The following is a 21,172-nucleotide window of genomic DNA, read 5'->3' on the forward strand; positions in this document are numbered from 1 at the left end:
GGCGGTCGATCCGGCCGGCACCGAGGTGCTCGGCGCGGCGCCCGTGCCCCCGGTGATCGACCTGCGGGCGCTGACCCGGTCCTTCCCGGGCGACCCGCCGGTCGTGGCCCTGCGCCCGACCGACCTGGTGCTGCAGGAGGGCGACTACCTCTCCATCGTCGGGCCGTCCGGCTCGGGCAAGTCGACGCTGCTGAACCTGCTCGGACTCCTGGACCGCCCGACCGGCGGGGAGTACTTCCTGGACGGCGAGCCCAGCCACACCGTCAACGAGCGGCGCCGCACGGCGCTGCGCGCCGGCCGCATCGGGTTCGTGTTCCAGGCCTTCCACCTCCTGCCCCACCGCACGGTGCTGGAGAACGTCATGCTCGCCACCATCTACGCCGGGGTGCCGCGCGCCGAGCGCTACGGCCGCGCCGTCGCCGCGCTGGAGCGCGTGCACCTCGAGCACCGCCTGACGTTCCGCCCCACCACGCTGTCCGGCGGCGAGCGCCAGCGGGTCGCGGTGGCCCGCGCCGTCGTGACCAACCCCCGGCTGCTGCTCGCCGACGAGCCGACGGGCAACCTCGACTCCACGACGTCGGGCGAGGTGCTCGACCTGTTCGACGAGCTGCACGCCGACGGCCTGACGCTGGCGGTCATCACGCACGACGACGACGTCGCGGCGCGCGCGCAGCGGTCCGTCCGCATCACCGACGGGCTCCTGGAGGTCCTGCGATGAGTCGCCTGTCGGTCCGCGACCTGGCGGTCGAGGCCTCGCACGGCATCGGCGCCCGCCCCGGCCGGCTGTTCCTGACCATCCTCGGCACGGTCCTCGGGATCGCCGCGCTCGTGGTGACGATGGGCATGGCCCAGACCGGTGCCGGCCAGATCGCGCGGCAGTTCGACGCCGTCGGCGCGACCCAGGCCGTCGCCCGCGCCGGCGAGGCGCAGACGATGGGCGGCGAGACGCGCGCCCGTACGACGCTCCCGTGGGACTCCCCCGACCGCGTCACCCGCCTGGCCGGTGTCGAGGCCGCCGCACTGCTGGCCGACGTCGACGTCGCCGGTGCCCGCATCTCCGCGGTGCCGATCGTCGACCCGACGGCCGTGGCCGGGGTGCCCCCCGCCGTCGTGGCGACCAGCCCCGAGCTCCTCGCCGGGGTGCGAGCCACGCTCGCCACCGGTCGGATGTTCGACGGCGGGCACGACGCCCGCTCCGACCGTGTGGTCGTGCTCGGCTCCGGCGCCGCGGAACGCCTCGCGATCAACCGCGTGGACTCCCAGCCGTCGATCTTCATCGGCGAGGACGCCTACACCGTGATCGGCATCCTGGACGACACCGCCCGGCGCAAGGACCTGCTCGACGCCGTCATCCTCCCGCTCGGGACCGCCCGCACCGACTTCGGCCTCGCGGCCCCGGGTGAGCTGCAGATGCGGATCGCGGTGGGTGCGGGTGAGGTCGTGGCGGAGCAGGTGCCGATCGCCCTCTCCCCCAACACCCCCGAGAACGTCGAGGTGCAGGCGCCGCCCACCGGCGGCGAGCTGCAGCGCAACATCCGGGGCGACATCAACATCGTGTTCATCGCCCTCGGCGGGGTCGCCCTCGTCGTGGGTGGGCTCGGCATCGCGAACGTGACGCTGCTGTCGGTGATGGAGCGGGTCGGGGAGATCGGGCTGCGGCGCGCCCTCGGGGCGACCCGCGGTCAGGTGGCGACGCAGTTCATCGTGGAGTCGGTGGTGGTCGGCCTGCTCGGCGGCCTGATCGGAGCCGCTCTCGGCGTGTTCGTCGTGGTGGGGGTGAGCGTCGCCCAGGAGTGGACGCCGATCATCGACATGCCGCTCGCGATCGGCTCGGCGCTCCTGGGCGGCGTCATCGGCCTCGTCGCGGGCGCCTACCCGGCGGTCAAGGCCGCGTCGCTCGAACCGGTCGCGGCGCTGCGCGGCGGGCTCTGAGCCAACCGGGGTCGAGACAGCCGGGTCTGGGGCAGCCGGGTCCGGGGCAGCCGGGTCCGGTCAGCCCACGTCGTACCGCACGACGTACGGAGCGTGGTCGCTGAAGCGCGCGTCGTAGGTGGCGGCGCGGTCGACCGTGGACTCCGCGACGTGCTCGGCCAGCGCCGGCGTCGCCGCCTGGACGTCGATGCGCCAGCCCGAGTCGTTGTCGAACGCCTTGCCGCGCCACGACCACCACGTGTACGGCCCGGCGACGTCGCCGGCCTCGCGGCGGGCCACGTCCACCAGACCGAGCTCCCCGTACCAGCGGTCGAGGTAGGCGCGCTCCGCCGGCAGGAAGCCCGCCGACGTGCGGTTGCCCTTCCAGTTCTTGATGTCGAGCTCGCGGTGGCCGACGTTGATGTCGCCGCCGATCACGGCCAGCTCCTGCGCGGCGAGCGCGGTGAGGCGCTGCGTGACGCGGTCGAGGTGGGCGTACTTCGCATCCATCGACGGCGTGCCCGCCGTCCCGGAGTAGAGGTAGGTCGACACGAGGGTCAGCAGGCGCCCGTCCGCCAGCCGCACGTCCGCCTCGACCCAGCGGCCGACGTCGCCCTCCGGCTCCTCCCCGCCGTCCGGCAGCGGCAGGGCCTCGCGCACGGCCTCGAACGGCAGGCGTGACGCGATCGCGACACCGGCCCTGCCCTTGGCGGCGGCCTCGACGTGCGTCACGTGCCAGCCCTCGCCCAGCAGCTCGCGCACGACGGCGTCGGGCGCCCGCAGCTCCTGGAGGAGCATCACGTCGGGGCGACGCTCCTCGAGCCAGGCCGGCATACCCCGGCGGACGGCGGCCCGCAGGCCGTTGACGTTGATGGTGGCGATGGTCAGCACGCCAGGCACTCTGCCACCCGGGGCCGACATCCACGGCACCGGCGGGCGACGACGGACGTCGTCCACAGACGCGACGACCGTGGTGGCGGCCGTGGCCCCGGGCGTGGCACGGTTGACCATGACATCGACAAAGCGATCCAGACGATCCCAAAACGCCGCCAATGCCCGGGCAACCCGCCCGCCTCGTCCGGCCTCGACGGCACGCGCCACCCGCACGACCGACCTCGACGACCGCGTCTTCGACGAGATCCTCGCCGCCACGATCGACCCCACCCGTCCCGTGCTGACCGACGCCGATGCGCAGGACCGCGTCCGCCGCCTCGTGCAGACCGCGTTCGTCGACCGGTGGTGGCTGCTGCTCCTGGACTCCGGCGGGCGGCAGCTGCCGGCCCTGCCCCAGATCGAGATGCCCCCGAGGTTCGGGGAGGCCGAGGCCGAGCAGCTGGCGGGCTTCGTGGAGCACCTCGCGGACCAGCTCGACGCGCCGCGGTCGGTGCTCGTGTAGGAGCTCCCGCGCACGGACCCCACCACGGCCGGGACCCGGGCGAGCATGCTCGCCGCCGCGGCCGCGCGGCGGGGGCTGCCGGTCCCGACCCAGGTCCTGGTGCGGCGGGGCGGCCGGGTCGAGGTGTGGCGGAGCGAGGGCCTCGTCGGCTGACCGACGGACGGACCTCAGGCCGCGAGACCCGCCCGGCGCTCGGCCGCCTCGACCGCGTTGCGGAACAGCAGCGCGATGGTGGTCGGCCCCACACCGCCCACGCGGGGCGTGATGGCACCGGCGACCTGCTCGCAGGACTCGTCGACGTCGGGCAGGAGCTTCTTGCCCTCGTACCGCACCCCGCCGCCCACGACCGTCACCCCGGGCGTGAGGTGCTCGGGGCGCAGGATGCCCGGCACGCCCACGGCGGCGATGACGACGTCGGCGCGGCGCGTGTAGTCCGCCCAGTCCGGCACACCCGTGTGGACCACGGTGACGGCCGCGTTCGCCGTCGGCCGCTTCTGGCTCAGCAGGAGCGCCAACGGGCGTCCGAGCGTGGTCCCGCGGCCGAGGATGCAGACCTCGCGCCCCGAGATCGGTACCTCGTAGTGCGCCAGCAGCGCCTCGATCCCCGCCGGGGTGCACGGCACGGGGCCGGGCATCCCGAGCGCGAGCCGGCCCATGTTGACGGGGTGCAGGCCGTCGACGTCCTTGTCGGGGTCGAGGGCCAGAAGCGCGGCGTCGAAGTCGATCTGGGGAGGGGTCGGGTGCTGGAGGAGCACGGCGTCGACGTCGTCGGCGTCGTTCATCTCGGCCACGGCCGCGAGCACGTCCGCCTGCGTCGCGTCCTGGCCGAGGTGGATGTGGGGCGAGGTGAACCCGAGCTCGGCCGCCTTGGCCTGCTTCATGCGGATGTACCCCGCGCTGGCGGAGTCCTCCCCCACGAGGATCGTGCCGAGGCCCGGGCGCCGCCCGGCGCCCTCGAGCGCCGCGATGCGGGGCGCGAGCGAGGACAGGACGGCGTCGGCCACGGGCCGACCCGGCATCATCAGGGCTGCCATGCCGGCCGCCCTACTGCGTGAGGCCGTCGTACAGGGGGAAGTCGGCGGTCAGCCGATCCACCCGCGCGTGCAGCGCCTCGACGTCCGTCGCCGCGCCGCCGATCAGGGCGGTCGCGATGATGTCGGCGACCTCCGTGAACTCCTCGGCGCCGAAGCCCCGCGTCGCGAGCGCCGGCGTGCCGATGCGCAGGCCGGAGGTGACGCGCGGAGGGCGCGGGTCGAACGGCACCGCGTTGCGGTTGACCGTGATGCCGGCGGTGTGCAGGAGGTCCTCGGCCTGCTGACCGTCGAGCGGCGAGCTGCGCAGGTCCACGAGCACGAGGTGGACGTCGGTGCCCCCGGTCAGGACCGAGACCCCGGCGGCCGCGACGTCGGCCGCGTTCAATCGGTTCGCGATGATCTGCGCGCCCTCGAGCGTGCGGGCCTGACGGTCCTTGAACGCCTCGCCCGCGGCGATCTTGAATGCCACGGCCTTGGCGGCGATGACGTGCATGAGCGGGCCGCCCTGCTGGCCGGGGAAGACGGCGGAGTTCAGCTTCTTGCCCCACGGCTCCTCGTCGCGTGCGAGGATCACGCCGGAGCGGGGGCCGCCCAGCGTCTTGTGGACGGTGGAGGAGACGACGTCGGAGTACGGCACCGGGTTGGGGTGCAGCCCGGCGGCCACGAGGCCGGCGAAGTGCGCCATGTCGGTCCACAGCAGCGCACCGACCTCGTCGGCGATCGAGCGGAACGCCTCGAAGTCGAGGTGGCGGGGGTAGGCCGACCAGCCGGCGATGATGACGCGGGGCTGGGACTCGATGGCCTTGGCGCGCAGCGCGTCGTAGTCGATCCGGTGCGTCTGCGCGTCGACCTCGTAGGCGGCGACGTCGTAGAGCTTGCCGGAGAAGTTGATCTTCATGCCGTGCGTGAGGTGGCCGCCGTGCGCGAGCGAGAGCCCGAGGATGGTGTCACCCGGGGTGGCGAGCGCGTGCAGCACGGCGGCGTTCGCCGTCGCGCCGGAGTGCGGCTGGACGTTCGCGTAGCCGGCGCCGAAGAGGCTCTTGACCCGCTCGATCGCGAGGTTCTCCGCGATGTCGACCTCCTCGCAGCCGCCGTAGTAGCGGCGGCCGGGGTAGCCCTCGGCGTACTTGTTCGTCAGCACGCTCCCCTGCGCCTGCAGCACGGCGCGCGGGACGAAGTTCTCGCTGGCGATCATCTCGAGCGTCTCGCGCTGGCGGACGAGCTCACCCTCGAGCACGGCCGCGATCTCGGGGTCGAGTTCGGCGAGTGTCGCGTTCGCGATGTCGGCGTTGGTCAGGACGTCGGTCTCAGAGCTCATGGGAGGACTCCTTCATCGGTACGACGGGCGTGCGGATGCATCCCGGTGACCGCGGGACCCAGGCGGGCGATTCCGTGATCGGCGTACCTCGTCGCTCCCCGGTGGTCGATCCCACCCGGCGCCAGTCGCGACGCGAACCAGCCTACTGCAGGGCGCGCGTCGCGTCCTGCGTCGCCGCGGCGTCCTCGGGGTCGGCGGCGGCCTCGTCGTCGCCCTCGCCCAGGATCTTCTTGAGGTAGGCGTAGGTGAGCTCGCCGGTGTGCTGGTCGTAGGCGTGCTCGAACCCCTGCGTCGCGTACAGCGAGAGGTTCTGCTTGGAGTCCTTGCCCGTGAACACCCAGACCTCCTGGGTCTGCTCCGGCAGGTACTGCAGCACGGACATCAGCAGCTGCGTGCCGATGCCGGTGCCCTGCTGGTCGGGGACGACGGCGAGTCGGCCGAGCGTCGCGCGGTCGCCCTCGAGCTCCACGCGGATCGAGCCCACGAGGCGGTGGCCCTGCCAACCTCCGAGCGTGACGACGTCGGAGCGTCCGAGGTCCTCGAGCAGCTCGTCCAGGGTCTGGGTCAGGGGCGGGATGTTCGGGTCGCCGTACCGCTGGGCCTCGGTCACGAAGGCCGCGCGGCGCACGGTGAGGAGCTCTCCGGCGTCGGCGGGGTCCACGACGTCGATGCGCAGGGCGTCACTGGTGCTCATACCTCGATCATGGCAGAAGTGGGCGGCCGCAGCCCGGTAGCGTGACGGACGTGACGACATGGATTCTCACGCTCTCCTGCCCCGACCGCCCCGGGATCGTGGCCGCCGTGGCCGGGGTGCTGGCGCGGTTGCAGGGCAACATCACGGAGTCGCAGCAGTACGGCGACGCCGACTCCGGCCTGTTCTTCATGCGCGTCGAGGCGCAGGCCGACGTCGAGCGGGCCGAGCTCGAGGCGGCCCTGGCCGAGGTCGCCGACACCTACGGCATGACGTGGGACCTGGACGTCGTCGGGCGTCCGGTGCGCACGGTCGTGATGGTCTCGACGGCGTCGCACTGCCTGCACGACCTCGCCTACCAGCAGCGCTCGGGCCGGCTCCCGATCGACGTCGTCGCCGTCGTCTCCAACCACACCGCGCTGCAGGGCATCGCCGACTTCTACGACCTGCCGTTCCACCACGTGCCCGTGACGCGCGAGACGAAGGCGGCCGCGGAGGCCGAGCTGCTCCGGATCGTGCGGGAGACGGATGCCGAGCTCGTGGTGCTGGCCCGCTACATGCAGATCCTGTCCGACGACCTGTGCCGCGCGCTGACCGGCCGCGTCATCAACATCCACCACTCCTTCCTGCCCTCGTTCAAGGGAGCGCGGCCGTACGCGCAGGCGCACGCCCGCGGCGTCAAGCTCATCGGGGCGACGGCGCACTACGCCACGGCCGACCTCGACGAGGGGCCGATCATCGAGCAGGACGTCGAGCGCGTGGAGCACGACGACGCCGTCGGCGAGCTGCAGGCGATGGGCGAGGACGTCGAGCGCCGCGTGCTGGCGCGTGCCGTGCGCTGGCACGCCGAGCACCGCGTCCTGGTCGACGGTCGACGCACCGTCGTCTTCCGCTGACACCGGTCCCGCGATCCGGCGATCGGGTCACCCTCGGCGGTAGGCCTCGAGGTGGCCGTCCGCGCGGAAGGCGCCGGTGATCGCGGCGATGAGGTCCTCGTTCGTGGCCTCGCGCCCCGTGAACGAACCGTTGTTGCGACCGTGCCGCAGGACCTCGACGCGGTCGGCGATGGCGCGCACGTCGTTGAGGTTGTGGCTGATGAAGATGACGCCCAGCCCGAGCTCGCGCAGGTTCTCGATGTGCGTGAGGACCTCGGCCGTCTGACCGACCGAGAGCGACGCCGTCGGCTCGTCCAGCACCACGATGCGCGGGTTGCCGATCAGCGTGCGGGCGATCGCCACGGCCTGGCGCTGCCCGCCCGACAGCTCCCCCAGCCGGGTGCGTATGGACGGGATCCGGGCGCCGAGGTCGCGCAGCACGCGGCGCGCCGTCACCTCCATCTCCCCCTCGTCCATCAGGAGGCTCCCGCGGCGGCGCTGCTCGCGACCGAGGAAGAGGTTGGCCGTCACGTCGAGGTTGTCGGCGACGGCGAGGTCCTGGAAGACGGTCGCGACGCCCAGCTGCTGCGCGGCCGCGGGCGAGGCGATCTGCACGCTCTCGCCGTCGATCTCGATGAGGCCGGCGTCCGGCTGCAGGACGCCCGCGACCACCTTGGCCAGCGTGGACTTCCCCGCGGCGTTGTCCCCGACGATCGCGACGACCTCGTGCGCGCGCACCTCGAGGTTCGCGCCGACCAGCGCCTCCACGGCGCCGAAGCGGCGTTCGATCTGGCTCAGCCGCAGGAGCGGCACGAGGGCCGAGGGATGCTCGGGAGCGACGGGAATGCCCTCGGGCGGCGTCATCGTTCCTCCTCCCGCGTCGTCGCGGCTCGATCGACGGTGTCGGCGACGTCGGTGTTCTCCAGCACCGTCGCCAGCGCACCCATCACCTCGGCCTGCTGACCCAGCATGGCAGGCACGATGTCGATCGGCGCTATCAGGTTGGGAAGCATCCCACGGCGCAGCTCGCGCCGCATCGGGTCGAGGAGCATCTCCCCCGTCTCGGCGAGCTCGCCCCCGACCACCACCACCTGCGGGTTGAGCGCCTGCGCGGCGCTCGCGAGCACCGCGCCGATGGCCTCCCCGGCGTCGGCGACGACGCGGGTGCAGCCGGGGTCACCGGCCATCGCGCGATGCATCACGTCGCGCAGCGTCAGCGCGCCGTGGCTGCCGGCGAGGGGCGCGAGGAGCGCGTCGGCACCGACCACGGTGTCGAGGCAGCCGCGCGACCCGCACCGGCAGATGGCGCCCTGGGGGTCGACCTGGACGTGTCCGATCTCCCCCGCGGTGCCGGCGAAGCCTCGGTGCAGCCGGCCACCGAGCACGATGCCGGCGCCGATGCCGTGCGAGGCGCGGACGTAGAGCACGTCGGCGAACGGCCGTCCCGCCCCGAGCGTGGCCTCGGCGAGGGCGCCGAGGTTGGCGTCGTTGTCGACCCACACGGGTTTGCCCAGACGCTTGGACATCACCTGGGCCACGGGCTCGTCGTCCCAGCCACGCATCACTCCCCGCACGGAGATCAGGCCCGTGGCGACGTCGACCGGCGCGGGCACGGCCATCGCGATCCCGACGAGCTCGTCCAGGGTCGCGCCGACGCGGTCGAGCAGGTCGACGATGAGGAGCGCGGTCCGGTCGAGGGTCGTGTCGATGCGGTGCTCGCTCGGGAGCGGAAGGGTCTGGTCGGCGATGACCTCGCCGCCGAAGTCGCCCAGGGCGACCCGCAGGTGCCGCGTCCCCACCTGGACACCGATCGCCAGGCCGACCCGGCGGGCGACCGTGACGAGCTGCGCCCGACGCCCGCTGCGGGACGTCGGGCGCACCTCGACGAGGCCGGAGCTCGTGAGCTCCTTGACGATCGTGGAGATCGTGGCGGCGGACAGGCCGGTCGAGCCCACGAGCTCGACCTGCGTGAGTCCGCCGTACCGCTTGACCGAGTCGAGGATGGCCGCACGATTGGCCTCACGCAGCGACGTCTGCGACCCGGTCGCCCACCCTCCACTCACAGCTGATCACCCTACGGGGGCGAGCTCGACCACGGCTGTCGTCCGCGTCAGCGGGCGATGCCGGCGCGGCGCTTGTTGAAGATGTCGAACGCGACGGCCAGCAGGAGCACGAGGCCCTTGACGATCTGCTGGACCGACTGGTCCAGGCCCATCAGCTGCATGCCGTTCGACATCACGGCCATGATCAGCGCACCGATCATCGCGCCGGTCACGCGGCCGACACCGCCCGTCGTCGAGGCGCCGCCGATGAAGCAGGCCGCGATCGCGTCGAGCTCGAACATGTTGCCGGCCGAGGGCTGGGCGCCGTTCATGCGGGAGGAGTACACGACCCCGGCGAGGCCGGCGAGCGTACCGATGTTGATGAAGATCCACATGTTGATCTTCTTGACCTTGACTCCCGAGAGCTCGGCGGCGTGCAGGTTGCCACCGATCGCGTAGACGTGACGGCCGAAGATCGAGCGCTGCGTGATGACCGAGTACGCGAGGATCAGCACGGCCAGGATGATGAGGATGATCGGCAGGCCGCGGCTGTGCGCCAGCTGCCAGGCGAACCACATCACCACGGCGGCGATCAGCACCAGCTTGAGCGCGAACAGCCAGATGGCCTCGACCGCCTGCTGGTAGCGGATCTTGCCCTGGCGGGCGCGCCACTGCGAGAACGCGAAGCCCACGACACCGATCGCGAAGACGACCAGTGTGAAGACGTCGTACCCGTTGCCGCCGAAGAGGCCGTTGAGGAATCCGCCGGCGATGTCGGTGTAGGGCGTGTTGAAGGGCGACAGCGAGATGTTCTCGAGGACCCGGGCGGCGAGGCCGCGGAACAGCAGCATGCCGGCGAGCGTCACGATGAAGGCGGGGATGCCGACGTAGGCGACCCAGAAGCCCTGCCAGACACCGACGACGAAGCCGACCGCGAGCGCGGCGATGACGCCGACCCACCACGGCTGACCGTTCTTGATCACCAGGACGGCGGAGACGGAGCCCGCGAGCGCCACGACCGATCCGACCGACAGGTCGATGTGACCCGCGATGATCACGATCACCATGCCGATCGCGAGGATCAGGATGTAGGAGTACTGCAGGATGATGTTCGTCAGGTTGCCGGGCGAGAGGAAGTTCTCGTTCAGGACCGCGAACAGTGCGACGATCAGGACGAACGCGACGAGGATGCCGCTCTGGCGCACGTTGCGCCTGGCCAGCTCCCAGACGTTGGCGATGGCGGTCACTGGACGTTCTCCTTCTGGTCGGACTTCTCCTGGGTCATGAGTTCCATGAGCCGCTCCTGGCTGGCCTGGGCCACGGGCACGTCACCGGTGATGCGGCCGTAGGCGAGGGTGTAGACGCGGTCGCACGTCCCGAGGATCTCGGGAAGCTCGGAGGAGATGACCACGACGGCCTTCCCCGCGGCGACCATCGCGTTGATGAGCTGGTAGATCTCGAACTTCGCCCCGACGTCGATGCCGCGGGTCGGTTCGTCGAGGATGAGCACCTCGGGGTCGGTGTAGAGCCACTTCGCCAGCACGACCTTCTGCTGGTTGCCGCCCGAGAGCTTGCCGACCAGGGCCAGCACGCTCGGCGCGCGGACCCCGAGGTCCTTGCGGTAGCGCTCGGCCACGGCGAGCTCCTCGTTGCCGTTGACCCACCCGTTCTTCGAGAGCTTCCCGAGCGCGGCCGAGGAGATGTTGCGGCGGATGTCCTCGATGAGGTTCAGGCCGTAGACCTTGCGGTCCTCGGTCGCGTACGCGATGCCGGCCTCGATCGCCTTCGGCACCGTGGAGGTGTCGACCTTCTTGCCGTGCACGTAGACGGTGCCGGAGATGTCCTTGCCGTAGCTGCGGCCGAACATGCTCATCGCGAGCTCGGTGCGACCCGCCCCCATGAGGCCGGCGATGCCGACGACCTCACCGGCGCGGACGTAGAGGTTCGCGCCGTCCACGACCTTGCGACCGGTCTGCGTGGGGTGGTGCACGGTCCAGTTCTCCAGGCGCAGGATCTCCTCGCCGGGGTGGGACTCGCGCTCGGGGTAGCGGTGCTCGAGGTCACGGCCGACCATGCCGCGGATGATGCGGTCCTGCACGTTGTCGTGCTCCGCCATCGTGATCGTCTCGATGGTCTTCCCGTCGCGGATGATCGTCGTGGAGTCCGCGATGTCCTCGATCTCGCCCAGCTTGTGGGAGATGATGATCGAGGTGATGCCCTGGTCGCGCAGCTGGCGCAGCAGGTCGAGCAGGTGCTCGGAGTCGGTGTCGTTCAGCGCCGCCGTCGGCTCGTCCAGGATCAGCAGCTTGACCTGCTTGGACAGCGCCTTGGCGATCTCCACGAGCTGCTGCTTGCCGACGCCGAGCTGGCTGATCGGCGTGGTGGGGTTCTCGGCCAGGCCGACGCGGGCCAGCAGCTTCGCGGCCTCGGCGTTGGTGTGGTTCCAGTCGATCAGCCCGCTCCTCGCGCGCTGCTCGTTGCCAAGGAAGATGTTCTCGGCCACCGACAGGTAGGGGCTGAGAGCAAGCTCCTGGTGGATGATCACGATGCCCTTGGCCTCGGAGTCGTTGATCGTGGAGAACGCCACGGGGGCGTCCTCGAACACGATGTCGCCGTCGTAGGAGCCGTGCGGGTAGACACCCGACAGCACCTTCATCAGCGTCGACTTCCCTGCGCCGTTCTCGCCGCAGATCGCGTGGATCTCGCCGCGCGCGACGCTCAGGGACACGTCCTGCAGCGCCTTCACCCCGGGGAAGGTCTTGGTGATTCCACGCATCTCGAGGATGGGTGGGTTCATGTCGGTCTCCTTACTTGCATCACGCGCGTCGCGGGGACGTCCCGGCCCCACCCGCGAGGGATGGGGCCGGGACGGGAGGTGGAGCTCGGGGAGATCAGTCCGACTGGCCCGAGGCGACCTCGTCCGCGGTCCAGTAGCCGGAGTCGACGAGCAGGCTCTCGATGTTGTCGGCGTAGACGACGTCCGACTCGAGCAGGAACGACGGGACGACGAACTCGCCGTTGTCGTAGTCCGTGGTGTTGTTCGCCTCCGGCTCCTCGCCGGCCAGGATCTCGTTGCCGGAGATCACGGCCTGCTCGGCGAGCTTGCGGGTGTCCTTGAAGATCGTGGCGAACTGGACGCCGTCGGCGATCAGCTTGACCGAGGCGATCTCGGCGTCCTGGCCCGAGACGATCGGCAGTCCGTCGGCGATCGTGGTGCCGTAGCCGGCGTTCTGCAGGGCCGTGATGATGCCGCGCGAGATGCCGTCGTAGGGCGACAGCACGCCGTCGACCTTGTCCGCGCCCGAGTACGTGGAGGTCAGGAGGTCCTCCATGCGCTTCTGGGCGACCTCCTGCTGCCAGCGCAGCGTGGCGACCTGGTCGATCGAGGTCTGGCCGGAGGGGACGACCAGCACGCCGGAGTCGATGTACGGCTGCAGGACGGACATGGCGCCGTCGAAGAAGAACCCGGCGTTGTTGTCGTCCAGCGAACCGGCGAACAGCTCGATGTTGAACGGGCCGGTCGCGTCGGCCTCGCTCCCGTCGGCGTTCAGGACGCCCAGGCCCACGAGGAGCGAGGTGCCCTGCTGCACGCCCACGGCGAAGTTGTCGAACGTGACGTAGAAGTCGAGGTTCGGGGTGTCACGGATGAGGCGGTCGTAGGAGATGACCGGGATGCCGGCGGACGCGGCGTTGGCGAGCTGGCCCGACAGGGCCGTGCCGTCGATCGCGGCGATGACCAGGAGGTCGACGCCGCTCGTGATCATCTGGTCGACCTGCTGGCTCTGGGTGGGGATGTCGTCGTTGGCGAACTGGAGGTCGACGGAGTAGCCCTCGCCCTCGAACCCGGCCTTGACGGCGTCGCCGTCGGCGATCCAGCGCTCGGAGGTCTGGGTCGGCATCGCGACACCGACCGTGATGTCCTCGGCCGCGGGGGCCTCGCCGCCGTCGGACGAGGATCCGCCGTCGGGGGCCGAGGTGTCGGTGCTGGAACCCGCGCCGCCGCCGCCGCAGGCGGCCAGGACGAGTGCGGTGGCCGTCACGACCGCAGCGGTACCGAACTTACGAACACGCATGAACTTCTCCTTCGCATCATTGCCAGGGTCAACGGTGCGGGCGGCATCGCCCGGTGGTCCGTCGTGCGGTCCCGAGCGCCTTGCTCGGATCCGTTGGCATGAGCCTCTTGCCTTCACTTCTCAAAGTCAAGCCGAGATCGAGACGTTCAGGTCACGGTTCAGTCACGGTTACTGGCCGACCGGCCGGGCCTGATCCGACCCGAACGCGCTCTTGACTTCACGACTCGAACTCAGCGGTGTCCCTGAGGATCTAGATCAGGCCGAGCGCCCGCACGCCGTCGCGCTCCTGCTCCAGCTCGGCGACGGAGGCGTCGATCCGGGCGCGGGAGAAGGCGTCGAGGTGCAGATCGGGCACGACCTCCCAGGCAGCGTCCCGCGCCGTGACGGGGAACGAGCAGACCAGCCCCTCGGGCACGCCGTAGGAGCCGTCGGACACCAGGCCGGTCGAGGTCCAGTCCCCCGCCGGCACCCCCTCGCGCCGCAGGCGCACCTGGTCGATGATCGCCGTGGCGGTCGAGGCCACCGACGACGCGCCCCTGGCCGCGATGATCGCCGCGCCGCGCTGGGCGACCGTCTCGATGAACTCACCCTCGACCCACGCGGCCGGGAGGACCTCCAGCGCCGGCCGGCCGCCGACGACGGCGTGGCGCAGATCGGGGTACTGCGTGCGGCTGTGGTTGCCCCAGATCGCCACGCGGCGCACCTCGTCGGTCCGCACGCCGGCCTGCAGCGCCACCTGGGCGACGGCGCGGTTGTGGTCGAGCCGCGTCAGCGCCGTGAACCGGCTCGCGGGGACGTCGTGCGCGTGCTGCTGCGTGATCAGCGCGTTGGTGTTGGCGGGGTTGCCGACGACGAGGACGCGGACGCCGTCGCCGGCGTGCTCGTTGATGGCCCGGCCCTGCGGTCCGAAGATCGCGCCGTTGGCCCGCAGCAGGTCGGCGCGCTCCATGCCGGCCGTGCGCGGCCGCGCGCCGACGAGGAGGGCGACGTCGACGCCGTCGAACGCGCGCACCGGATCGGCCGTGACGTCGACGTCCAGCAGCAGCGGCGAGGCGACGTCCTGGAGCTCGAGCGCGACGCCCGCGGCCGCGCCGAGCGCCCCCTCGACCTCGAGCATCCGCAGGCGCACCGGGGTGTCGGGTCCGAACATCTCCCCGCTGGCCACGCGGAAGAGGAGCGCGTAGCCGATCTGTCCGGCCGCGCCGGACAGCGTGAGGGTCACGGGAGAGGTCATGCCCCCATCCTGCGGCGTGCGCGGCCGACGCGCGAGGCACGGAGGTCCTGCGCCGACGCGCGTCGGGTGACGCACGGCGGGCGGCGGGTGGGGCGACTCCGGTATCTTGACATCGAGAGATCACGCACCCGACGAGCGGAGACAGCTCCATGGTCACGGCACGAATCATCTACACCCACACCGACGAGGCCCCGCTGCTCGCCACGTACTCGCTGCTCCCGATCGTCGAGGCGTACGCCGCCACGGCGGGGGTCGAGCTCGAGACCCGCGACATCTCGGTCGCGGCCCGCATCCTGGCGCAGTTCCCCGAGCTCCTCACGGCCGAGCAGCGCGTGGACGACGCGCTCGCCGAGCTCGGCCAGCTGGCCACCACGCCCGAGGCCAACATCATCAAGCTGCCGAACATCTCGGCCTCCATCCCGCAGCTCAAGGCCGCGGTCGCCGAGCTCCAGGAGCAGGGCTTCGCGCTGCCGGACTACCCGGACAACCCCGCCACCGACGCCGAGCGCGCCATCCGCGCGAAGTACGACAGGGTCAAGGGCTCCGCGGTCAACCCGGTGCTGCGCGAGGGCAACTCCGACCGCCGCGCCCCCGCGTCGGTGAAGAGCTACGCCAAGGCGCACCCCCACCGCATGGGCGCGTGGAGCTCCGAGTCGCGCACGCGCGTGGCGACCATGGACGCCGGTGACTTCTTCAGCAACGAGCGCTCCGTCGTCGTCCCCGCCGACGACACCCTCACGATCACCCACGTGGCGACCGACGGCACGCGCACCGTGCTGAAGGACGGGCTGCGCGTGCTCGCGGGCGAGGTCGTCGACGCGACCTTCATGAGCGCCGCCGCGCTCCGCACGTTCCTCGACGCCCAGATCGAGGCGGCCCGGGCCGAGGGCGTGCTGTTCTCGGTGCACCTCAAGGCCACGATGATGAAGGTCTCCGACCCGATCCTGTTCGGTCACGTCGTGCAGGCCTTCTTCCCCGCGCTGTTCGAGACCTACGGCGAGCAGCTCACCGCCGCGGGCATCTCCGCCAACGACGGTCTGGGTGCCCTGCTCGCCGCCGTCGACACGCTGCCCGACGGCGAGGCCATCCGGGCCGCCGTCGCGCAGGGGTTGGCCGACGGCCCCGCGCTCGCGATGGTCGACTCCGACCGCGGCATCACGAACCTGCACGTCCCGAGCGACGTCATCATCGACGCCTCGATGCCCGCCATGATCCGTGGTGGCGGAAAGATGTGGGGCCCCGACGGCGCCGAGGCCGACACGCTCGCCGTCATCCCCGACTCCTCCTACGCGGGCATCTACGCCGCCGCGATCGAGGACTGCCGCGTCAACGGTGCGCTCGACCCGGCCACGATGGGCTCGGTGCCCAACGTCGGCCTCATGGCCAAGGCGGCCGAGGAGTACGGCTCGCACGACAAGACGTTCCAGATCGCCGCGGCCGGCACGGTCGAGGTGACCGACGGCGCCGGCGAGGTGCTGCTGAGCCACGAGGTCGAGGCCGGCGACGTCTGGCGCGCGTGCCAGACCAAGGACGCCCCGATCCGCGACTGGGTCAAGCTCGCCGTCACCCGCGCGCGCGCCAGCGGCTCGCCCGCCGTGTTCTGGCTCGACGCCGCCCGCGCGCACGACGCCAACCTCATCGCCAAGGTGAAGGAGTACCTGCCGGAGCACGACACGACCGGCCTGAGCATCGAGATCATGGACCCGGCGTCCGCGTGCACGTTCTCCCTCGAGCGCGCGCGCCGCGGCGAGGACACCATCTCCGTGACCGGCAACGTGCTGCGCGACTACAACACCGACCTGTTCCCCATCCTCGAGCTGGGCACCAGCGCGAAGATGCTCTCGGTCGTGCCGCTGATGAACGGCGGTGGCCTCTTCGAGACCGGCGCCGGCGGTTCCGCCCCCAAGCACGTGCAGCAGCTCGTGAAGGAGAACTACCTGCGCTGGGACAGCCTCGGGGAGTTCTTCGCCCTGGCGGCCTCGTTCGAGCACCTGGCCACGACGACGGGCAACGCCCGCGCGCAGATCCTGGCCGACACGCTCGATCGGGCCACGGGCACGTTCCTGGACCGTGACAAGTCCCCGACCCGCCGGATCGGCGGCATCGACAACCGCGGTTCGCACTTCTACCTGGCGCTGTACTGGGCGCAGGAGCTGGCCGCGCAGGAGGTCGACGCCGAGCTGGCAGCCGCGTTCGCCGGGCTCGCCGCCGCGCTGACCGAGGGTGAGGAGACGATCGTCGCCGAGCTCGCCGCGGTGCAGGGCAGCCCGGCCGACATCGGTGGCTACTACCGGCCCGACGCCGTCAAGGCGGAGGCCGTGATGCGCCCGAGCCGCACGCTGAACGAGGCCCTCGCCGCCCTCTGACGCCACGGCTGCGGCAGACCCGCAGCGCTCGCGACGCGCCGGGCCCCTCACGGGGTGCCGGTGCGTCGTGCGTTCCGTCGTCGTCCACCGACGTGCGCTCCTCGGAGCGGCGATCTCGCAGCGCGGTCACCGCGGTGAGCCTGTGGCCGCGTCCAGGATTCGGTGCGAGGATGCTCGGCGGCGTCGACGCGACGCCCCCAGACCGCACGATGTCGCCCCGAGAAGGAGCAGCCATGTCCGCAGTGAGCTCGGCACCCGCCGAGAACCTCGACCCCGTCGAGGTGGAGATCCGCGAGGAGACCGACGTCGCCCCCGAGTACAGCCTCGTGGCACGCCTCGGCGCCGAGGTGTTCGGCACCTTCACCCTCGTGCTCCTCGGTGTCGGCCTGGCGCTGTTCGCCGCCGTCAACGGCGTGGCCGGCAACGGGGTCATCGTGCCGCTCGGCTTCGGCATCGCGGTGCTGGGTGCCGCCAGCGCCGTCGGGCACATCTCGGGCGGACACTTCAACCCGGCCGTCTCCCTCGGCGGCGCCATCGCGGGTCGCATCTCGTGGGCCGACCTCGTGCCCTACTGGGTCGCGCAGCTCGTCGGCGGTGCCGCAGCGTCCGCCATCCTGTTCTTCCTGATCCCGTCCTCGCTCCCGTCGCTGATCGGGCAGAACCCCGACGCCACGGCGCGGACGTTCTTCTCCGGCACGAGCAACGGCTTCGGCGAGCACTCGCCGCTCGCGACGATCTCCGGCGGTCAGGTCGAGTTCTCCCTGGTTCAGGCCCTGCTGGTCGAGGTCGTCGCGACGGCGGTGTTCGTCGGCGTCATCCTCGGCGTCACCGACAAGCGCTCGCGCATCTCCTACGCCCCCGCCGCGATCGGCCTGACGCTCGGCGTGCTGATCGCGCTCGCCGCCCCGATCACGAACGGCTCGCTGAACCCGGCGCGCGCGACCGCGACCGCCATCTTCTCCGACGGCTGGGCCCTCCAGCAGCTCTGGCTGTTCTGGGTCGCGCCGCTGCTCGGCGCCGCGATCGCCGGTCTCGTCTACCTGCTCGCGACCCCCTCGCCCGCCGCGGTGCAGGCGTGGCCCGAGACCGAGCCCGCCGAGGGCAGCGAGTCCGTCAGCGCCACCGAGCGCGAGGTCGAGGCCGCCGCCGAGCAGGAGTCGGACGTCGACGCGATCGACGCGCTGCTCGCCCGTCAGAACCGGGCGGCCGCGGTCCCCGGCACGACCGGCGCCACCGAGGAGGTCGTGGTGACCGAGCGGAACGAGACCGCCGAGTTCGAGCCGACGGACCCGACCGACCCCGCCGCCCCGACCACCCAGAACCACGACGAGCCGGGCACCCCCCGCTCCTGATCCACCACGCACGACGAACGGGACCGAGCCGCAGCGCTGCTGCGGTTCGGTCCCGTTCGGTCGTTCCGGGGGCGCCGGGGGAAGCGTGTCGTCAGAGGCCGGGGCTGAAGGAGAGGTAGCCCAGCGCGCCGCTCAGCACCAGCAGCAGCGCGACGTCGAACAGCCTCGAGCGCGCCACCAGCACCCGCTCCGGACGCCCCGCCAGCCGCAGCACCGCGAGGGCCAGCAGCACCAGCGAGAGCACCTGCATCGCGCCGCGCACCGAGACGAGCGCGACGAGCGTCGCGGCCAGCACCCCGCCGAGCGCCGCGAGCTGCACGCCGTTGACCTTGATCCGCTCCACCGGGCGACCCTATCCGCGCGCCCGCTCAGTGAGCGAAGTGCCGGGTCCCCGTGAGGTACATCGTCACGCCCGCGGCGGCCGCCGCGGCGACGACCTCGGCGTCGCGCACCGACCCGCCCGGCTGCACGATGGCCCGCACGCCGGCGTCGATGAGGACCTGGGCACCGTCGGCGAACGGGAAGAACGCGTCCGAGGCCGCGACCGCCCCCCTGGCGCGCTCGACGCCCTCGCCCCCCTCGGTGCCGACGCCGTTGGCCCGCTCGACCGCCAGGCGGCACGAGTCCACCCGGTTGACCTGTCCCATCCCGACGCCGACGGACGCGCCGCCCGAGGCGAGCAGGATCGCGTTGGACTTCACGGCGCGCACCGCGCGCCACGCGAACGCCAGGTCCCGCAGGGTCGCGGGGTCCGCGGCCTCGCCCGTGGCCAGGGTCCACGACGACGGGTCGTCGCCGCCGGCCTCGACGACGGCGTCGACGGCGTCGCGCTGCTGCAGCAGGACACCGCCGGAGACCGGCCGCATCTCCACGCCGCCGCGCGCGGGCGGGGCCACGACGAGCACGCGGATGTTCTTCTTGCGCTGCAGGATCTCCAGCGCCTCGCTCTCGTAGGAGGGCGCGAGGATCACCTCGGTGAAGACCTCGGCGACCTGGGCGGCCATCGCGGCCGTGACCTCGCGGTTCGCGGCGATGACCCCGCCGAACGCGGAGACCGGGTCGCACGCGTGCGCCGCGGCGTGCGCCGCGGCGATCGTGTCGCCGATCGCGATGCCGCACGGGTTGGCGTGCTTGATGACGGCGACGGCGGCGGCGTCGTGGTCGAACGCGGCGCGCCACGCGGCGTCGGCGTCGACGTAGTTGTTGAAGCTCATCTCCTTGCCGTGCAGCTGCTCGGCCTGGGCGAGGCCGGGGTGTCCGGCCCCGTCGACGTAGAGGGCCGCGCGCTGGTGGGGGTTCTCGCCGTAGCGCAGGACGGCGGCGCGCTCCCAGGTCGCCCCCACCCAGCTCGGAAAAGCGCTGGAGCCGCTCGGCTGGTCGCCCTCGCCGACGACGTCGTCGGGAGCGACGACGCTGCCCATCCAGGAGGCGACGTCGACGTCGTAGCTCGCTGTGTGGCGGAACGCGGTGGCCGCCAGCGAGCGCCGCTGCGTCAGGGTGAAGCCGCCGCCGGTGACGGCCGCCACGACGCCGTCGTAGGCGCGGGGGTCGACGACGACGGCGACGCTGGGGTGGTTCTTGGCCGCGGCGCGGACCATCGAGGGTCCCCCGATGTCGATGAGCTCGACGCACTCGTCCTGCCCGGCGCCCGAGGCGACCGTCGCGGCGAAGGGGTAGAGGTTGACCACCACGAGGTCGAAGGCCTCGATGCCGTGCTCGGCGAGCGTGGCGACGTGCTCGGGCAGGCGGCGGTCGGCGAGGATCCCGGCGTGCACGCGCGGGTGCAGCGTCTTGACGCGCCCGTCGAGCATCTCCGGGAAGCCCGTGACCTCCTCGACGCCGACGACGGGGACACCGGCCGCGGCGATCGTGGCGGCGGTGGATCCGGTCGAGACGATCTCCACGCCGGCCGCCGACAGCGCCGTGGCGAGCTCGACGAGACCGGTCTTGTCGTAGACCGAGACGAGCGCGCGGCGCACGGGGACGACGTCGGGCGTGGTGCGGGGGGTGGCTGCGTGGGTCATGGGTGGGTGCTCCTGGGGACGAGGACGTCGGTCAGGTCACGCGCCCAGGCGATCGGCGGGTGAGGTCGGGGCCAGCACTGGACCGCTCCCCGGTGGTTGTCCACCTCGTGCCGCGCCCACCAGGGGGCCGACGTCGCCAGTCACGGTCCGCGGCAAGACTAGCGGAGCGCCTCGTCGGCCGTCCCGATGACGACCCGACGCCCCCGGACGCGCCAGCCGTCACGGGCCAGGCGCCCGACGACGTCGACCAGCTGTGCGCGCTCGGCGACCTTGATCCGCTCGGTGAGGGTGTCGAGGTCGTCGTCGTCGAGCACGGGCACGACGGTCTGGGCGATGATCGGTCCGGCGTCCACCCCCTCGTCGACGACGAACAGGGTGGCTCCGGCCACCTTGACGCCGTGCGCCAGCGCGTCCGCGGGCGCCTGCATGCCCGGGAACGCCGGCAGCAGGGAGTTGTGCGTGTTGACGTACCGGCCTGCGAACGCCGCGAGGAAGTCGGCCCCGACGAGCTTGAGGAAGCCGGCCGAGACGACGAGGTCGGGTTCGAGCTCGGCGACCCTGGCCGTCAGCGCGCGGTCGAAGTCGGCGCGTTCGACGTGGTCGCCGACGCGCTCGACGAAGGTCGGGATGCCCCGCTCCGCGGCGAGAGCCAGCCCGGCCGCCGAGTGTCGGTCGGCCCCGACGCCGACGACCTGCGCGCCGTAGCCGGGCTCGTCCGACGCCGCCAGCAGCGCCGCGAGGTTCGACCCTCCCCCGGAGATGAGGACGACGACGCGGGCGGGGCGCTGGGAGTTCACCCTGCGAGGGTAGTCGGGGCGACGGATCCCCACCGCGCCCGTCCAGGGGCCGTCCGCCG

At 72.1% G+C, this 21,172-nt stretch carries 19 protein-coding genes and 1 riboswitch; of the genes, 6 read left to right on the forward strand and 13 right to left on the reverse strand.

The window, feature by feature from the left end:
* Positions 1-25 precede the first annotated feature (25 nt).
* Both SERN_RS02105 and SERN_RS02110 read left to right on the forward strand, forming a co-directional pair.
* Positions 26-718: an ABC transporter ATP-binding protein gene (locus tag SERN_RS02105; protein ID WP_135848976.1), complete on the forward strand. Its 693-nt coding sequence runs from the start codon at positions 26-28 to the stop codon at positions 716-718.
* Entirely contained in the window at positions 715-1,932 is a 1,218-nt protein-coding gene (locus SERN_RS02110) for an ABC transporter permease (protein ID WP_135848459.1), read from the forward strand. Before SERN_RS02105 ends, SERN_RS02110 begins: the two co-directional genes overlap by 4 nt.
* A gap of 60 nt (positions 1,933-1,992) precedes the next feature.
* Here SERN_RS02110 and SERN_RS02115 read toward each other — a convergent pair whose 3' ends face one another.
* Complete coding sequence (locus SERN_RS02115; RefSeq protein ID WP_233251409.1) at positions 1,993-2,802, reverse strand: exodeoxyribonuclease III; 810 nt, start codon at positions 2,800-2,802, stop codon at positions 1,993-1,995.
* A 118-nt stretch (positions 2,803-2,920) separates the two neighbouring features.
* Here SERN_RS02115 and SERN_RS02120 point away from each other — a divergent pair, with 118 nt between their 5' ends.
* On the forward strand, positions 2,921-3,307 hold the full coding sequence (locus tag SERN_RS02120; RefSeq protein WP_135848460.1) for a hypothetical protein: 387 nt from the start codon (positions 2,921-2,923) through the stop codon (positions 3,305-3,307).
* Positions 3,308-3,474: 167 nt separating this feature from the next.
* Here the strand turns inward: SERN_RS02120 and SERN_RS02125 are convergent, their stop codons facing one another.
* The 3 genes from SERN_RS02125 to SERN_RS02135 all read right to left on the reverse strand — a co-directional run bounded on the left by SERN_RS02125 (position 3,475) and on the right by SERN_RS02135 (position 6,353).
* Positions 3,475-4,341 (reverse strand): bifunctional 5,10-methylenetetrahydrofolate dehydrogenase/5,10-methenyltetrahydrofolate cyclohydrolase, encoded by an 867-nt coding sequence (locus SERN_RS02125; RefSeq protein WP_135848461.1) that lies wholly within the window; start codon positions 4,339-4,341, stop codon positions 3,475-3,477.
* Between the two features lie 10 nt (positions 4,342-4,351).
* Positions 4,352-5,659: a serine hydroxymethyltransferase gene (glyA, locus tag SERN_RS02130; RefSeq protein ID WP_135848462.1), complete on the reverse strand. Its 1,308-nt coding sequence runs from the start codon at positions 5,657-5,659 to the stop codon at positions 4,352-4,354.
* A 49-nt stretch (positions 5,660-5,708) separates the two neighbouring features.
* Positions 5,709-5,798, reverse strand: a riboswitch (ZMP/ZTP riboswitch).
* A gap of 3 nt (positions 5,799-5,801) precedes the next feature.
* Positions 5,802-6,353 carry a GNAT family N-acetyltransferase gene (locus SERN_RS02135; protein ID WP_135848463.1) on the reverse strand — a complete coding sequence of 184 codons (552 nt, stop codon included), beginning with the start codon at positions 6,351-6,353 and terminating at the stop codon, positions 5,802-5,804.
* Positions 6,354-6,403: 50 nt separating this feature from the next.
* Here SERN_RS02135 and purU point away from each other — a divergent pair, with 50 nt between their 5' ends.
* Positions 6,404-7,246, forward strand: coding sequence for a formyltetrahydrofolate deformylase (gene purU, locus SERN_RS02140; RefSeq protein ID WP_135848464.1), 843 nt, complete (start codon positions 6,404-6,406; stop codon positions 7,244-7,246).
* A gap of 27 nt (positions 7,247-7,273) precedes the next feature.
* On the opposite strand, the gene SERN_RS02145 is transcribed toward purU, so the two are convergent.
* The 6 genes from SERN_RS02145 to SERN_RS02170 form a co-directional block, all read right to left on the reverse strand.
* Positions 7,274-8,089, reverse strand: a complete 816-nt coding sequence (locus tag SERN_RS02145) for an ATP-binding cassette domain-containing protein (RefSeq protein WP_135848465.1) — start codon at positions 8,087-8,089, stop codon at positions 7,274-7,276.
* Positions 8,086-9,288: an ROK family transcriptional regulator gene (locus tag SERN_RS02150; protein ID WP_135848466.1), complete on the reverse strand. Its 1,203-nt coding sequence runs from the start codon at positions 9,286-9,288 to the stop codon at positions 8,086-8,088. Before SERN_RS02150 ends, SERN_RS02145 begins: the two co-directional genes overlap by 4 nt.
* Before the next feature lie 47 nt (positions 9,289-9,335).
* Entirely contained in the window at positions 9,336-10,514 is a 1,179-nt protein-coding gene (gene mmsB / locus SERN_RS02155) for a multiple monosaccharide ABC transporter permease (protein ID WP_135848467.1), read from the reverse strand.
* The gene (mmsA, locus tag SERN_RS02160) at positions 10,511-12,064 is read right to left on the reverse strand and encodes a multiple monosaccharide ABC transporter ATP-binding protein (protein ID WP_135848468.1); all 1,554 of its coding nucleotides are present in this window, start codon (positions 12,062-12,064) and stop codon (positions 10,511-10,513) included. The genes mmsB and mmsA overlap by 4 nt, the downstream gene beginning before the upstream one ends.
* 94 nt (positions 12,065-12,158) lie before the next feature.
* Complete coding sequence (gene chvE, locus SERN_RS02165; protein WP_135848469.1) at positions 12,159-13,340, reverse strand: multiple monosaccharide ABC transporter substrate-binding protein; 1,182 nt, start codon at positions 13,338-13,340, stop codon at positions 12,159-12,161.
* Between the two features lie 250 nt (positions 13,341-13,590).
* Positions 13,591-14,574 carry a malate dehydrogenase gene (locus SERN_RS02170; protein WP_135848470.1) on the reverse strand — a complete coding sequence of 328 codons (984 nt, stop codon included), beginning with the start codon at positions 14,572-14,574 and terminating at the stop codon, positions 13,591-13,593.
* 149 nt (positions 14,575-14,723) lie between these two features.
* On the opposite strand from SERN_RS02170, the gene SERN_RS02175 reads away from it, so the two are divergent.
* A complete protein-coding gene (locus SERN_RS02175) occupies positions 14,724-16,940 on the forward strand; it encodes an NADP-dependent isocitrate dehydrogenase (protein WP_135848471.1) in 2,217 nt (738 codons plus the stop codon).
* Positions 16,941-17,173: 233 nt separating this feature from the next.
* On the forward strand, positions 17,174-18,292 hold the full coding sequence (locus SERN_RS15410; RefSeq protein ID WP_199241475.1) for an aquaporin: 1,119 nt from the start codon (positions 17,174-17,176) through the stop codon (positions 18,290-18,292).
* A 91-nt stretch (positions 18,293-18,383) separates the two neighbouring features.
* Here the strand turns inward: SERN_RS15410 and SERN_RS02185 are convergent, their stop codons facing one another.
* The 3 genes from SERN_RS02185 to purN all read right to left on the reverse strand — a co-directional run bounded on the left by SERN_RS02185 (position 18,384) and on the right by purN (position 21,113).
* Positions 18,384-18,635, reverse strand: coding sequence for a DUF3017 domain-containing protein (locus tag SERN_RS02185; protein WP_135848472.1), 252 nt, complete (start codon positions 18,633-18,635; stop codon positions 18,384-18,386).
* 25 nt (positions 18,636-18,660) lie between these two features.
* The gene (gene purH, locus SERN_RS02190) at positions 18,661-20,316 is read right to left on the reverse strand and encodes a bifunctional phosphoribosylaminoimidazolecarboxamide formyltransferase/IMP cyclohydrolase (RefSeq protein WP_135848473.1); all 1,656 of its coding nucleotides are present in this window, start codon (positions 20,314-20,316) and stop codon (positions 18,661-18,663) included.
* Positions 20,317-20,474: 158 nt separating this feature from the next.
* Complete coding sequence (purN, locus tag SERN_RS02195; protein WP_233251410.1) at positions 20,475-21,113, reverse strand: phosphoribosylglycinamide formyltransferase; 639 nt, start codon at positions 21,111-21,113, stop codon at positions 20,475-20,477.
* Positions 21,114-21,172 lie beyond the last annotated feature (59 nt).

Source organism: Serinibacter arcticus (assembly GCF_004786095.1).
Classification (GTDB): domain Bacteria; phylum Actinomycetota; class Actinomycetes; order Actinomycetales; family Beutenbergiaceae; genus Litorihabitans; species Litorihabitans arcticus.

Excerpts from the sequence above, each read along its gene's own strand:
- SERN_RS02110 (WP_135848459.1), top strand. The coding sequence starts at position 715 with ATGAGTCGCCTGTCGGTCCGCGACCTGGCGGTCGAGGCCTCGCACGGC.
- SERN_RS02120 (WP_135848460.1), top strand. The coding sequence starts at position 2,921 with ATGACATCGACAAAGCGATCCAGACGATCCCAAAACGCCGCCAATGCC.
- SERN_RS02125 (WP_135848461.1), bottom strand. The coding sequence starts at position 4,341 with ATGGCAGCCCTGATGATGCCGGGTCGGCCCGTGGCCGACGCCGTCCTG.
- glyA (WP_135848462.1), bottom strand. The coding sequence starts at position 5,659 with ATGAGCTCTGAGACCGACGTCCTGACCAACGCCGACATCGCGAACGCG.
- SERN_RS02135 (WP_135848463.1), bottom strand. The coding sequence starts at position 6,353 with ATGAGCACCAGTGACGCCCTGCGCATCGACGTCGTGGACCCCGCCGAC.
- SERN_RS02145 (WP_135848465.1), bottom strand. The coding sequence starts at position 8,089 with ATGACGCCGCCCGAGGGCATTCCCGTCGCTCCCGAGCATCCCTCGGCC.
- mmsA (WP_135848468.1), bottom strand. The coding sequence starts at position 12,064 with ATGAACCCACCCATCCTCGAGATGCGTGGAATCACCAAGACCTTCCCC.
- chvE (WP_135848469.1), bottom strand. The coding sequence starts at position 13,340 with ATGCGTGTTCGTAAGTTCGGTACCGCTGCGGTCGTGACGGCCACCGCA.
- SERN_RS02170 (WP_135848470.1), bottom strand. The coding sequence starts at position 14,574 with ATGACCTCTCCCGTGACCCTCACGCTGTCCGGCGCGGCCGGACAGATC.
- SERN_RS02175 (WP_135848471.1), top strand. The coding sequence starts at position 14,724 with ATGGTCACGGCACGAATCATCTACACCCACACCGACGAGGCCCCGCTG.
- SERN_RS15410 (WP_199241475.1), top strand. The coding sequence starts at position 17,174 with ATGTCCGCAGTGAGCTCGGCACCCGCCGAGAACCTCGACCCCGTCGAG.
- purH (WP_135848473.1), bottom strand. The coding sequence starts at position 20,316 with ATGACCCACGCAGCCACCCCCCGCACCACGCCCGACGTCGTCCCCGTG.